The organism is Pseudonocardia sp. OZ21, from assembly GCF_059359135.1.
In genome coordinates, this window is the sequence record NZ_JCADBN010000002.1 from 79676 (window position 1) to 93150 (window position 13475).

Below are 13475 nucleotides of genomic sequence, written 5' to 3' on the forward strand. Positions count from 1 at the left end.
GCCGCGATGTTGACCATGACTTGACGAGCTCTTGACCATTGCTCACGCTCGGTGCGTGAGCACTCGCGGAATGCACATGGTCGGGAGCTACCCCGCCCGCACGACGGGCGAGGCGATGACGGAGATGCTGGAGCTGGTGGGGCCACACCTGTCCACGCTCCCCGACGGCGAGACCGGCACCCGGCGCAACTGGGTCGCCGGAGTCATCGAGAGCCTGCGCACCCACCCGGACCTGCAGGTCAGCCGCGAGGGCGACTTCTCGGACTACGACCGCCTGCTCACCTTCCGGGTCCGTCGCGGCCACCGCCTCACGGGCGACTCCCTGCGCTTCGGCTACCCGGAGGCCCACACCGCGGCGCGTCCGGTCTTCGACGCGGTGTGCGCGGCGCACGGCCGTAGCGACCTGACGCTCCAGATCGGCCTGCCCACCGGCCTCGGCATGGCGATGTTCACCATGGGACCGAAGGGGCCGCTCCTGCACCGCCGCGCCTTCACCGAGGCCATCGCCCGCGAGATCACCCGGATCCGCTCCGACGCGGGCGAGGACGTGCTCGTCCAGCTCGAAATGCCCGCCGAGCTCGCCTTCGTCACGATGGCCCCCGCCGCCGCGCGCCCCGCGGTGGCGGCCGTCGTCGCCCGCACCGTCACCGCTCTGGTGCGCCGCATCCCCGAGCGCACGCGTTTCGGCCTGCACCTGTGCATGGGCGACCTGCGCCACCGGGCGCTGTTCCGGATGCGCGACACCGCACCCGTCGTGGCGCTGCTCAACGCCGTGGCCGCACGCTGGCCTGCCGGCCACCGCCTGGAGCTCGTCCACACCCCGCTGGCCGCGGGTGTCGAACCCCCGCCGCTCGACCCGGCGTTCTACGCGCGGCTGTCGGCGCTGCGCCTGCCGCCGGGCACCCGGTTCGTCGCCGGGCTCCTGCACGAGGCCCGGACGGTGGACGACGTGCGCACCACGGTCGCGGCCGTCGAGGACGCCCTCGGGCGCCCGGTCGATGTGGCCGCCTCGTGCGGGCTGGGCAGGCGCGCCCCCGAGACCGCCCGCGTGATCCTGCGCCAGGGCGCACAGCTCTGCGCGGCCGTGGCCGACCCGTCGCAGCCGTCGCCCGTCACCGACGGCGTGCCGCCGGGCCCGGCCGGACTGGACGGAGCCCGTCACTAGGCCGTGTCCTAATCTGCGGACATGATCGAGCGGTTCGCGGGGCGCACGGCGGTCGTCACGGGCGGGGGCAGCGGCATCGGGCTGGCCACCGCCCGCAGGCTCGCCGAGGAGGGCGCCAGCGTGGTTGTCGCCGACATCGACGCCGGGCCCGGACAGGCGGCGGCCGACGAGGTGAACGGCCTGTTCGTGCGCACCGACGTCACGTCGGAGGACGAGGTGCAGGCGCTGTTCGCCGTCGCCGCGGAGCACTACGGCAGCGTGGACGTGGCGTTCAACAACGCGGGGATCTCGCCGCCGGAGGACGACTCGATCCTCACCACGGACCTGGCCGCCTGGCGGCGCGTCCAGGAGGTGAACCTGACGTCGGTGTACCTGTGCTGCCGCGCCGCGATCCCGCACATGCAGCGGGCCGGCCGCGGCGCGATCGTCAACACGGCGTCGTTCGTGGCGGTCATGGGTGCGGCCACCTCGCAGATCTCCTACACGGCGTCCAAGGGCGGCGTGCTCGCCATGTCCCGTGAGCTGGGCGTGCAGTTCGCGCGCGAGAACATCAGGGTCAACGCGCTGTGCCCCGGACCGGTGGACACCCCCCTGCTGCAGGAGCTGTTCGCCGCCGACCCCGAGCGGGCCCAGCGCCGGCTGGTGCACATCCCGATGGGCCGGTTCGCGCGGCCCGAGGAGATCGCAGGCACCGTGGCGTTCCTCGCCAGCGACGACGCCTCGTTCATCACGGCGTCGACGTTCCTGGTGGACGGCGGGATCTCCGGCGCCTACGTCACGCCCCTGTAGCGCGCTCCTAGTGTCCCGCGCCGGAAGTCCGGTGCGTATATCGGCGGATCCAGGTTTCGGCTGGGTGCGCCGGTGGACGGTCCTCGTACCGGGTGTACTCGGGCCGTCCGCAGGTGCGGCCGGCGGGGAGCTGGGCCGTCGAGATATGTGGTGGACTTCCGGCGCGGGACACTAGCCCTCGGCCAGCCGGTGCAGCATCGCCGGGAGGGGCTGGGCGTGCACGACCGCGAGGCGCTGGGTGGAGCGGGTGAGGGCCACGTAGAGGTCGTTGGCGCCGTGGGGCGACTCGGAGAGCAGCTCCGCGGGTTCCACCACCACGACGGCGTCGAACTCCAGGCCCTTCGCCGAGTTCACCGGGAGCACCACCACAGGGGCGCTGAGGTCGATGTCGGGCGCGTCGGCCGGCGGCTCGCCCACCAGGCGTTCCCGCAGTGCCGCCACCCGCGCGGTGGGGGCGAGCACGGCGGTGCGGCCCTCGCCCACGGCGCCGGTCTCCTCGGCGAGCACCTTGGCGACCGCGTCGTCGAGCCGGCTCCCGTCCACCGCCACCGCCCGGGGCGGCACGCCGGTGCTGCGCACCGAGCGCGGCGCGGCGAGGCCCGGCTCGATGGCGGCGAGCACGTCGTCGGCGACGTCGGCGATCTCCGACGGCGTCCGGTAGTTGACCGTGAGCTGCTCGAGCCGCCACCGGTTGGCCACGAACGGCGAGAGCACCCCACCCCACGACGCGGCGCCGGCCAGGTCGCCGGTCTGCGCGATGTCACCCACGATCGTCATCGAGCGGGTCGGGCAGCGCCGCATGATCAGCCGCCACGCCATCGGAGACAGCTCCTGCGCCTCGTCGACGATCACGTGTCCGTAGGTCCACTCCCGGTCGGCCGCGGCGCGGTCGGCGGTGGAGTCGTAGCGGCGCACCGCCTGCCGTTCGGCCAGGCGGTCGGCGTCGACGACGTCGGTGGCGCGCAGCAGTTCGGGATCGAGGTCCTCCTCGAGGTCGAGCACGTCGAGCACTCCCTGCGCGTACATCACCTCCTCGCGCAGCGCGGCCGCCTCCCGCGCCGCCGCCTCGGCTCCGTCGTCACCGAGCAGCTCGGCGGCCTCGTCGAGCAGCGGGACGTCGGCGGGGGTCCACCGCTCGTCCGGCGGGACGTCGGCGGCGGGCGCGGGGCGCAGCAACAGCTCCCGGTCGGCCGCGGGGATCCGCCGGGCCACCGTGCTGAGCCGCTTCTGGGAGGCGAACAGATCGGTGAGCAGCTGCTCGGCCGACAGCGTCGGCCACAGGGCGTCGAGCTCCCGGGTGAGCTCCCGGCTCTCGCTCAGCTCCTCGCGGATGTCGGCGAGGTCGCCGGCGTCCAGCAGGCCGCGACCGCCCAGCGAGCGCGCCACCTGCTCCGCGAGCAGCCGGATCGCTTCCTTGTGGAAGATGCGCTTGGCCTCGTTGTGCGGACGGCGCGAGCGCCGCGCGCGCGTGCGTGCCGCGTTGGCCACGTCGCGGTCGAGCCGCACGCGCTGCTGCTCGACGACGAGCTCGATCGGGCGCCGCGGCACCTGCTGACGGTCCCGCACCGCCGCGGTGATCACGGCCGCCATCTCGGCGCGGCCCTTCACCGCTGCGGCCAGGGTCGGTTCCACCCGCCTCGCGTCGAGGCCGGGGTGGAGCTGCCCGACGGTGCCGAGCACCACGGCCGTCTCCCCGAGGGACGGCAGCACCTGCCCGATGTAGCTCAGGAACGTCGGGTTCGGCCCGACCACCAGGACGCCACGGCGGGCCAGCCGGTCGCGGTGGGTGTAGAGCAGGTACGCGGCACGGTGCAGCGCCACCGCCGTCTTGCCCGTGCCAGGGCCACCCTGCACCACGAGCACGCCGGTGGGCTTCGAGCGGATGATCGCGTCCTGCTCGGCCTGGATGGTGGCGACGATGTCGGACATCCGGCCGGTGCGCCGTGCGTCGACGGCCGCGAGGAGCGCCGCCTCACTCGTCAGCCCACCTGCCTGTGACGTGGCCGTGGCGTCGTCCAGGTCGAGCACCTCGTCGTCGACGGCGATGACCTCCCGCCGCCGGGTGCGCAGGTGCCGGCGCCGCCGGATGCCCTCGGGAGAGGCCGCGGTGGCGGTGTAGAACGGGCGCGCCGCGGGCGCCCGCCAGTCCATCAGCAGCGGCTCGTACTCGTTGTCCTCGTCGAGCAGCCCGAGCCGGCCGACGTAGCGGCGCTCGCCGTCGTCGATGTCGAGCCGGCCGAACGCGAGCCCGTGCTCGGCCGCGCGGAGAGCGGCGAGCCGGTCGGTGTACATCGCCGCGGCGGCGTCACGCTCGGTGAGCGCCTGCGGCGTGCCCACGGTCTCGTCGTGCAGCACGCTCTCGAGGCGCCGCGCGGTGTCGGCGCGCCGGGCGTCGAGACGCTCGTAGAGCATGCCGACGTAGCGGCGCTCGTACTCGAGCCCATCCTCGACGGGAGCTGCACCCCCGCTGCCGTTCGTCCCCGCGGAGCCGGCGGAGGTATCCGCGCCCGGAGAGCCGCTGCCGCTACGAGCGGGGGACGTGCTGTTCGACACCGGCAAATTCACCTTCGCGAAGCGGGCGGACGGAATGGCGACTTAACAACGTACCAGCGCGAGCGTTTTCTCCCGCCGACCCGCGGGTAGCTCAGGGGGTGCGATCCGTCCCGTGCCCGAGCTGCCCGCGCTGCCGTGTCTGACACCTCCCGCGACTCCGACTACGCGCACTTGGCGCCGTTGTTCGCCGAGTTCGCGGCCTTGCCACCGGACGACCCGGGCCGGGCCGCGCTGCGCCAGAAGCTCGTAACAGGGTACCTGCCGGTGGCCCAGCACATCGCCCGCCGATTCGCCGGACGAGGTGAGCCGGTGGACGACCTGGAGCAGGCGGGCACGGTCGGGCTGCTCAACGCGGTGGACCGGTTCGAACCCGACCGCGGGATCGACTTCCTGTCCTACGCGGTACCCACCATCACCGGCGAGATCCGGCGCCACTTCCGCGACCGGACGTGGTCCATGCGGGTGCCCCGACGGCTCAAGGACCTGCAGAGCGGGATCAACGGTGCGATCGGGCCGCTGTCCCAGGAGCTGGGACGCGCGCCCCGGCCGAGCGAGATCGCGGGGCGTCTCGGGATCCCCACCGAGGACGTGGTCGAGGGCCTGGACGCACAGCAGGCCTACCGCAGCAGCTCGCTGGACGAGCTCGTGGCCGGCGCCGACACCACCCTGACCGACACGCTGGGCAGCGCGGACGCGGAGCTCGAGAAGGTCGAGTACCGGGAGGCCCTCGCCCCGCTGCTCGACGAGCTGCCCGAGCGCGAGCGCACCATCCTGCTGCTGCGGTTCTTCGGCAACCTCACCCAGACCCAGATCGCCGACCGCGTCGGGATCTCGCAGATGCACGTGTCGCGGCTGCTGTCGCAGACGGTGGCGCAGCTGCGCCGCCGCATGATCGAGGAGGACGGGTAGCCGGGCGGCACCCACTAGGTCCGGGCGGGCACCCGTCCGTTCCCGGCCCGGTCGCCACCCGGCGCGCCGACGCCTGACCTCCCGGCCCGCCCGAGCAACCGGAGCGGGAGGACGAACCACATCGTGAGCAGGACGATCCCGACAGCGGTGGCGACCGGCACGGCGAACGCCAGGCTGATCGCGACGTCGAGCACGAGCAGCACCGCACCCGTGAGGGTGAGTGCCAGCGTGGCCAGCCCCACGGTGCACAACCGGTGGCCCAGCTGCACGGTCTCCATCTTGAGCCCGCGGCGGAACGTCACCCGGTGGACGGCGGCCGGCGCGACCAGCAACCCGGCCGCGACCACCGACAGCAGCAGCGTGACGACGTAGGTCCAGCGCTCCACGTCGTCGAGGCCGGCGAACCGCTCGGTGAACGACAGCGACAGCAGGAACGCGAAGAGGATCTGCACACCCGTCTGCGCCACCCGCAGCTCCTGCAGCAGCTCGACCATGTTGCGGTCGGCGCGCTGCAGAGGGCCCTCGCCGGGGCGCTCCGGCCCAGGCGCGGGAGCGCGGCGGTCCGGGCACCCCATGCTCGGGGAGTACCCGGACCGCGCCGGAAAACGCCTGGATCAGCCGACCGTTGCGCCCTCGTCGTGCACCTGGTGCGCACCCTCGGCGAACTCCTCGACGATCTTGGCGCAGAAGGCCGGCAGATCGTCGGGGTTGCGGCTGGAGACGAGGCCGTGGTCGGTGACGACCTCCTCGTCGACCACGGTGCCGCCTGCGTTGCGGATGTCGGTGCGCAGGCTCGGGTAGGACGTGAGGGTCCGCCCCCGCACGAGGTCGGCCTCCACCAGCGTCCACGGCCCGTGGCAGATCACGCCGACCGGTGTGCCGGCGCGGAAGATCTCCTGCACGAACCCGACGACGTCGGGATCCATCCGGAGGCGGTCGGCGTTGACCGTGCCACCCGGCAGGATCAGCCCGTCGTAGTCGGCTGCCGACGCCTGCTGCACCGTCTTGTCCGCGGTGAAGGTGTCGGCGGGCTCGATGTCGTTGTTCATCGCCTGGAACGTGCCGTCGGACAGCGAGATGATCTCCGTCCGCGCGCCTTCCTGCTCCACCGCGTCGCGTGGACGAGTGAGCTCCACCTGCTCCACACCATCGGTGGCCAGGATCGCGATGCGCTTACCGTCCAGCTTGCCTGCCATGTTCGTCCCTTCCTCGTTGCCGTACGCAGATCGCGTACCCGGGCCCGACGCCGGGTAAGCGCCCCGCATGAGCGAGTTCGAGAAGGGCGACCACGTCACGTGGAAGAGCCACGGCAGTACTGCCGAGGGCGAGGTCGAGGAGGAGATCACCGAGGACACCGAGGCGGCGGGCCGCACCGTGCGGGCCACTCCGGACGACCCGCAGTACCGGGTGCGCAGCGAGAAGAGCGGGCGCGACGCGGTGCACCGGCCGGAGGCCCTCACGAAGAAGGAGCCGACGGGCGACGACTAGCCGGTCTGTTCCCGTCGGCCGCGCAAGCGCCTCAGGAGCCGATGAGCCGCACCACCGCGCGCTCCACCGCGGCCCGGGTCGTGTCGTCGGTGAGGTCGGGCACCGCTGACATGCCCTCGAGCTTGTGCAGGGCGGGGAGCACCGTGCGCCCCTCCTCGAAGCGCTCCAGCACCCGCGGGTCGACGTACGAGTTGCGCGCCACCGTGGGGGTGTTGCCGAGGTGCTCGGACACCTCCTTGATCGCCAGGTTCACCACGCGCTTGCGGGCCCGTTCGTTCTCCGGGACGCCGCCCTGCGCCACCCCCGCGGCCAGTGTGACCGCGGCCAGCACGGTGGCGTTCCAGGTGCGCAGGTCCTTGCAGGTGTACTGCTCCCCCACCAGCTCCTTCACCGCCGCGTTCAGATCCTCGGAGCGCACGTCGTGCCAGGCTCGGCCGATGCGGTAGACGAGCAGGTCGTCCCCACCGCCGTGGCGGCGCAGCAACGAGTTGACCACCCGGTGCAGCAGCGGGTCGCGCAGCGCCAGGGTGCGCGGGATCCCACCCTTGGCCGGATAGGAGAACAGGACGGCGCCCCGCTGGAGCCGGACGTGCTCGCGGCGCAGCGTCGCCAGCCCGAACGTGCCGTCCTCGTCGTCGTCGCCGGGGGCGTACTCCTCCCCGCCTGCCCGGAACACCCCGACGTCGAGCATCCGGACCCCCGCGGACAGCACGCGGTCCCGGCCGAGGCCCTTCTCCGTCAGCCGGGCCAGCACCTCACCGCGGACGTCGACCAGCCGCGCACCGAGCCGGAGGACCCTGTCGTGCTTGTCCCGGTCGCGCAGGCGGCGCCACTCGTCGTGGTACCGGTACTGGCGGCGCCCGGCGACGTCCGTGCCGACGGCCTGGATGTGTCCCTTCGCATCGGGAGATATCCACACGTCCTGCCAGGCAGGGGGAATGACCAGCGACTTGATCCGGGCGGTCTCCGCGGGGTCGGTGATCGGCAGGCCGCTCGTGTCGTGGAAGCTCCATCCGCGGCCGCGGCGACGCCGCGTCAGCCCGGGCGTGGCGGGGTCGACCCGGACCAGTCCGGGAGGTGGCTCACTCACACATCGCGCAGTACCCACCGGAGAGTCGGGCGAACCGGTCAGGTGACCACAGGGGTGTCGGCGTGCTCCCGGCACGTCGCCGCCTCGGGACGGGCCTCCAGCCGCTCGTCGTCGATCTCGCGGTCGCAGACCGCGCAGCGGCCGTAGGTGCCGGCCTCGAGCCGTTCGACGGCGTCGATGATCCGGCGACGCTGCTCGTCGATCGTGTCGACGCTCAGCTCGGCCTCCATCGAGGTGCTCACCTCGGTGCCGTAGTCGGCGGGGTGCTGGCCGAGCGCGCCCTCCTGGCCGAGCGTGTCACCCGACGCCTCGGCCCGGCTCTGCTCGGCGAAGCGGGCGCGCTCGTCGAGTTCGGCCAGCTCGGTGGTCAGCATCTTGCGCGCGCGATCGAGGTCCACGTTCGTCCTTCCGTCCATGCGGGAAGCATCAGCGTTCTCGCATACCCGGCCCGCCGGGCCCGTACGCCTCCACCGGGAAGTGCAGGCGTACGGGTGGCCGAGCGGGCCGACGGACGGGTGGAGCGGACGAACGGAGCCGTCAGCTCCCCGGGTGACGGGCGTTGGGGGCCCGGCCGTAGGGCTGCTCGACGGGCTCGACGGGCTCACACGCCGGGATCGGCCGGACCTGCGGGGCGTCGGCCAGCGCCAGCGGCTCGCCGTGGTGGCGCAGCCGCATCGGGGCCCCGCTGACGAGCCGGTACTCGGCCTCGCCCGGCCGGATCTCCACGCGCAGCTGGCGGCCCTGCCACAGCAGCCCGAACGAGATCCGGGACAGTGCGGGCGGCAGCTGGGGCGCGAAGGCGATGCCCCCGTTGTCGAGCCGCATCCCGCCGAACCCGGACACGACCGCGGTCCACGTGCCGGCCATCGACGCGATGTGCACGCCGTGCTCGGTGTTGCCCGCCAGGTTGTTCAGGTCGACCAGCGCGGCCTCGGCGAGGTAGTCGTACGCCAGGTCCAGATGCCCCGTCCACGCCGCCACGACGGCCTGCGTGCAGGCCGACAGCGACGAGTCGCGCACCGTGATCGCCTCGTAGTAGGCGAAGTTGCGCTGCATCTGCTCCGGGGTGAACGCCTCCGGCCGCAGCTGGATCGCCAGCACCAGGTCGGCCTGCTTCGACACCTGCTTGCGGTAGAGGTCGAAGTAGGGCACGTGCAGCAGGAGCGGGTACTTCTCCGGCGGGGTGTTCTCGAAGTCCCAGCCCTGGTGGTTGGTGAAGCCCTCCGACTGGGGGTGCACACCGAGCACCTCGTCGTAGGGGATGCGCATCGACTTGGCGGCGTCGCGCCAGCTCGCCATCTCCTCGGCGTTGACGCCCAGCCGGGCCGCCGCGCGCGCGTGGCGGGCCGCCGTGTCGGCGGCCACCCGCAGGTTCTGCTGCGCCATCAGGTTGGTGTAGACGTTGTTGTCGACGATGGCCGTGTACTCGTCCGGTCCGGTCACACCGTCGATCCGGAACTGCCCCGCCGAGTCGTGGTGCCCGAGCGAACGCCACAGCCGCGCCGTGGCCACCAGCAGCTCCAGGCCGACCTCGCGCTCGAAGTCGACGTCACCCGTGGCCGCCACGTGGCGGCGCACCGCGTCGGCGATGTCGGCGTTGATGTGGAACGCCGCGGTGCCGGCAGGCCAGTAACCCGAGCACTCGTGCCCGCGGATCGTCCGCCACGGGAACGCCGCGCCCCCGAGCCCCAGCTGCTCGGCACGCTCGTAGGCCATCGGCAGGATCGACTGCCGCCAGCGCAGCGCGTCGGCCGCGGCCTCCGGAGCCAGGTGCGAGAGCACTGGCAGGCAGAACGTCTCGGTGTCCCAGAACGTGTGCCCGTCGTAGCCCTCGCCGGTGAGCCCCTTGGCCCCGATGGCCCGCCGCTCCGCGCGGGCGCCCGCCTGCAGCACGTGGAAGACCGCCACACGCACCGCCTGCTGCAGCTCCGCGTCGCCGTCGATCTCGACGTCGGCGGTCTCCCAGAAGTCGTCGAGGTACTGGCGCTGCTCCGCCAGCATCCCCTCCCAGCCCGTGTAGCGCGCCGCGGCCAGCGCCGCCCGCACCTGGTCGTGCAGCGCGGGCTGCGACCGGCGCGCCGACCAGCCGTAGGCCAGGTACTTGATGATCCGCAGCTTCTGCCCCGGCTCCAGCCGGGCGATCACGGTGGTGCGGCCGATGTCCTCGGTGGCCTCCGAGGTGATCTTCACGCCGTCCGGGCCGTGCACCTCGTGGTCCATCGCCGCCGCCACCCGCAGCGCGGACCGGCGCGTGTGGTGGATCAGGATCGCGCCGGCCTCGTCGCTGCGCCACTGCTCCGCGACCAGCGGGTCGGTCAGCGCCGCCTCGACGCGCGGGTCGTCGTCGCTGCGCGACGGCAGCTGCTCGTTGGCCACCAGCTCGGACTGCACGACCAGCAGGGCGGGGGCGTCGAGCACCTCCACCTCGTAACAGATGGCAGCGACGGCGCGCTGGGTCAGCGACACCATGCGCGTGCTGCGCACCGACACCACCCGGCCGGCCGGGGACGCCCACTCCACCTCTCGGGTGAGCGTGCCGGCCCGCAGGTCCAGCACCCGCTCGTGGCGGCGCAGCTCGCCGTAGCGCAGGTCGAACGGCTCGTCCTCGACGAGCAGCCGGATCAGCTTGCCGTTGGTGACGTTGATGATCGTCTGGCCCGACTCCGGGTAGCCGTAGCCACCCTCGGCGTACGGGAGAGGGCGACGCTCGTAGAAGGAGTTCAGGTAGGTGCCCGGCCAGGCGTTGGGCTCGCCCTCGTCCAGGTTGCCCCGCAGCCCGATGTGGCCGTTGGAGAGCGCGAACACCGACTCCACCTGGCCGATCGCGTCCAGGTCGAGCTTGGACTCGCGGACCACCCACGGCTCGACGGTGAACGGCCGTCCAGGATCAGGACTCATCGCACGTCCTCGCTGCGCTCGGCCGGCGCTTCGCGCGGGCACTGTGTCAATGATTCGCTCGCAAGCTCGCTCATCGCTCGCCCTCGCTGCGCTCGGCCGGCGCTTCGCGCGGGCACTGTGTCAATGATTCGCTCGCAAGCTCGCTCATCGCTGCTCCTCCAGCAGTTGTGCGAGGTCGGTGACCACGGTGTCGGCTCCGTGCTCCCGCAGTGCGTCGGCCTGCCCGAGGCGGTCGACCCCGACGACGAAGCCGAACCCGCCCGCCTTCCCCGACGCCACTCCGGCCAGCGCGTCCTCGAACACGACGGCCTGCTTCCGGTCGACACTCAGGTCGGCCGCCGCGGCGAGGAACGTGTCGGGTGCGGGCTTGCCGGGCAGGCCACGCTCGCGGGCCGTGACGCCGTCGACGCGGTGGTCGATCAACGAGCTGAGGCCTGCGACATCGAGCACCTGGGCCGCATTGGCCGAGGAGGAGACACAGGCCGTGGCCAGCCCGGCTTCCTTCACGGCCTTCAGGTAGCGCACGGAACCGGGATAGACCGTGACGCCGACGGTCTTGATCTTCTCCTGGACGAGCCCGTTCTTCCTCGTGGCCAGCGCGTAGACCGTGTCGGCGTCGGCGGCGTCATCGGGGCCGCCCTCGGGTAGCACGATCCCGCGCGAGCGCAGGAACGCGTCGGTGCCGGCCATTCGTGGCTTCCCGTCGACGTAGGGGCCGTAGTCGGCCTTCACGTCGAACGGCTTGAAGGGGGTGCCGTCGTGCTCGGCGCGGGAGCGCAGGAAGTCGTCGAACGTCTGCTTCCACGCGGCGGCATGCACGCTGGCGGTGTCGGTCAGGACACCGTCGAGATCGAAGAGGCACGCGCGGGTGCCATCAGGAAGGCCGAGCATTTCTCCACGGTACCGAAGTCCATGATCACCTTCGGCGGTACACGGGTCGGTCCATCCCTCAGTCGGGTAGGGCCGCGAGCAGCAACGTGGTCGGAGCCCGTTCGCCCGCGGTCACGGTGACCGCACAACCCGTCGCCGTCCGGCGGGCGACCAGGGCGAGCGTGCCGCCGTCGGGCAGCGGTTCGATCTCCTGCTGCACCGCGCTGCGCACCACGTCGAGCACCTGCATCGCGCTCACGGGTACCGGCTCGACGCCGCTCTCGACGTCCACCTCGACCCGCAGCCGCGCACCGAACCTCGCCTGCTCCAGCTGCAGGTAGCCGCGCACCGCGTCGAGCTCCTGGCCGAGCGTGCTCGTGCCCGGCCGGTCGGCCACCCGGGACAGGTCCGCGAAACCGAACAGCAGCTCGCGCGCCCTCGTCGGGTCGGTGCGGATCAGCGCGGCGATGGTGTTGAGCGAGTTGTAGACGAAGTGCTGCTCGAGGCGGCGGGCCTGCACCGCCGTCCCGGCAGGGCCGCCGGCACCGGTCCCGGGCGCAGCCGCGGCGTCGGGACCGGCAGGACCGGGTTCGACGGCATCGGGTCCGGGGGACGCGGGTCCGGGTGACACCGCCACCGGCGGGGCGACCTCCGGAGCCGGCACCTCGACCACCGGCTCGGGCGGACGGGCCCAGCCCGACTGCTGCACCGCCGACGGGGCGAGGAGCCCCCGCCAGTGCGGGCGTCGCATCCGGCCGCCGCCGATCCAGCCGGTGAACTCCACGAGCCCCACCAGCTCGGGGGCCGCCCAGCTGGCGTGGCGCCCGGCATCGGCGGGAACCTCCCCCGCGAAGGGCCGCTTCGGCAGCCTGCGGGCCACGAGCTCGGCGGCCAGTTGGCGGCGCTGCTCCAGCGACACCCCCACCCGCCCGACGTAGTGCAGCCCGCCGCCGACGGGCACGCCGAGCAGGAGCGTGCCGACGGTGTCGGGACGCCGCGGGTCGGCGGGCGTCCAGCCGCCCACGAGCACCTGGCGCGTCCGCCGGATGGGCACCCGGAGCCAGAAGCGTGACCGGCCCCCGGGGTGGTAGCGGCCCCGGAGATGCCGGGCGTGCAGGCCTTCCGCGCCCTTCTGGTCGGCGATCGCCAGCATCGTGTCGAGCTCGGTGGCCGGCAACGGCGACGTCGTCCACACCGGGGGGCTGGCGAACCCGAGGCCGTCGAGCAGCGCCCGCCGGTCGGCGTAGTGCAGGTCGGTGGTGCTGTGCCCGTCCAGCCAGAGCAGGTCGGCGACCTGGAAGTCCACCGGGATCCGCCGGATCGTCTCGTCGGAGGGACGATGCCGCGCGCTGCGCCGCTTGAGCAGGCGGGGACGCACCGCGTGCTCCTCACCGCGCGCGACGAGGGTGCCGTCGATCACCATCCCGCCGGGCGGCGAACGGCGCAGCAGCGGCTCGGACAGCTCCGGATAGGCGGCGCTCATCGAGTTGTCGCCGCCGCTCAGGAGCCGCACCCGCTTGCCAGGCTGCACGTACGCGATGCACCGGTGGCCGGTCCAGGCCACCTCGACCACCCAGTCCGGCCCGGTCGGTGGATCCCCCGCCACCGAGGCCGCCTGCATCGGGGGAACGAGACCGGGCAACTCGCCCGAAGTCGGCCCCCCTGTCACGGGACACACGCTAACGGTTACCGGCGGCGTTGAACGCCGCGGGC

General features: G+C 73.0%; 12 protein-coding genes. 4 read left to right on the top strand and 8 right to left on the bottom strand.

The window, feature by feature from the left end:
* Positions 1 to 55 precede the first annotated feature (55 nt).
* Positions 56 to 1165, top strand: coding sequence for a hypothetical protein (locus AC5L35_RS04070; RefSeq protein WP_495058167.1), 1110 nt, complete (start codon positions 56 to 58; stop codon positions 1163 to 1165).
* Between the two features lie 21 nt (positions 1166 to 1186).
* Positions 1187 to 1954: a 3-oxoacyl-ACP reductase gene (locus AC5L35_RS04075; protein ID WP_495058168.1), complete on the top strand. Its 768-nt coding sequence runs from the start codon at positions 1187 to 1189 to the stop codon at positions 1952 to 1954.
* A gap of 171 nt (positions 1955 to 2125) precedes the next feature.
* On the opposite strand, the gene AC5L35_RS04080 is transcribed toward AC5L35_RS04075, so the two are convergent.
* Positions 2126 to 4366: a HelD family protein gene (locus AC5L35_RS04080; protein ID WP_495058688.1), complete on the bottom strand. Its 2241-nt coding sequence runs from the start codon at positions 4364 to 4366 to the stop codon at positions 2126 to 2128.
* A gap of 276 nt (positions 4367 to 4642) precedes the next feature.
* On the opposite strand from AC5L35_RS04080, the gene AC5L35_RS04085 reads away from it, so the two are divergent.
* Positions 4643 to 5416, top strand: a complete 774-nt coding sequence (locus AC5L35_RS04085) for an RNA polymerase sigma factor SigF (RefSeq protein ID WP_495058169.1) — start codon at positions 4643 to 4645, stop codon at positions 5414 to 5416.
* A 14-nt stretch (positions 5417 to 5430) separates the two neighbouring features.
* Here AC5L35_RS04085 and AC5L35_RS04090 read toward each other — a convergent pair whose 3' ends face one another.
* Together AC5L35_RS04090 and AC5L35_RS04095 are read right to left on the bottom strand one after the other, a co-directional pair.
* Complete coding sequence (locus AC5L35_RS04090) at positions 5431 to 5991, bottom strand: DUF6328 family protein (RefSeq protein ID WP_495058170.1); 561 nt, start codon at positions 5989 to 5991, stop codon at positions 5431 to 5433.
* Between the two features lie 39 nt (positions 5992 to 6030).
* Positions 6031 to 6612, bottom strand: coding sequence for a type 1 glutamine amidotransferase domain-containing protein (locus AC5L35_RS04095; RefSeq protein WP_495058171.1), 582 nt, complete (start codon positions 6610 to 6612; stop codon positions 6031 to 6033).
* 67 nt (positions 6613 to 6679) lie between these two features.
* On the opposite strand from AC5L35_RS04095, the gene AC5L35_RS04100 reads away from it, so the two are divergent.
* Complete coding sequence (locus AC5L35_RS04100) at positions 6680 to 6904, top strand: hypervirulence associated TUDOR domain-containing protein (protein WP_495058172.1); 225 nt, start codon at positions 6680 to 6682, stop codon at positions 6902 to 6904.
* Positions 6905 to 6935: 31 nt separating this feature from the next.
* On the opposite strand, the gene AC5L35_RS04105 is transcribed toward AC5L35_RS04100, so the two are convergent.
* The 5 genes from AC5L35_RS04105 to AC5L35_RS04125 form a co-directional block, all read right to left on the bottom strand.
* Positions 6936 to 7994, bottom strand: coding sequence for a DNA topoisomerase IB (locus AC5L35_RS04105; RefSeq protein ID WP_495058173.1), 1059 nt, complete (start codon positions 7992 to 7994; stop codon positions 6936 to 6938).
* Between the two features lie 38 nt (positions 7995 to 8032).
* Positions 8033 to 8410, bottom strand: coding sequence for a TraR/DksA family transcriptional regulator (locus tag AC5L35_RS04110; protein ID WP_495058174.1), 378 nt, complete (start codon positions 8408 to 8410; stop codon positions 8033 to 8035).
* A gap of 121 nt (positions 8411 to 8531) precedes the next feature.
* Positions 8532 to 10892 carry a glycoside hydrolase family 65 protein gene (locus AC5L35_RS04115; RefSeq protein ID WP_495058175.1) on the bottom strand — a complete coding sequence of 787 codons (2361 nt, stop codon included), beginning with the start codon at positions 10890 to 10892 and terminating at the stop codon, positions 8532 to 8534.
* Between the two features lie 144 nt (positions 10893 to 11036).
* Positions 11037 to 11783, bottom strand: a complete 747-nt coding sequence (locus tag AC5L35_RS04120) for a beta-phosphoglucomutase family hydrolase (RefSeq protein ID WP_495058176.1) — start codon at positions 11781 to 11783, stop codon at positions 11037 to 11039.
* A gap of 58 nt (positions 11784 to 11841) precedes the next feature.
* Positions 11842 to 13431, bottom strand: a complete 1590-nt coding sequence (locus tag AC5L35_RS04125) for an ATP-dependent DNA ligase (protein ID WP_495058177.1) — start codon at positions 13429 to 13431, stop codon at positions 11842 to 11844.
* Between the last annotated feature and the right edge of the window lie 44 nt (positions 13432 to 13475).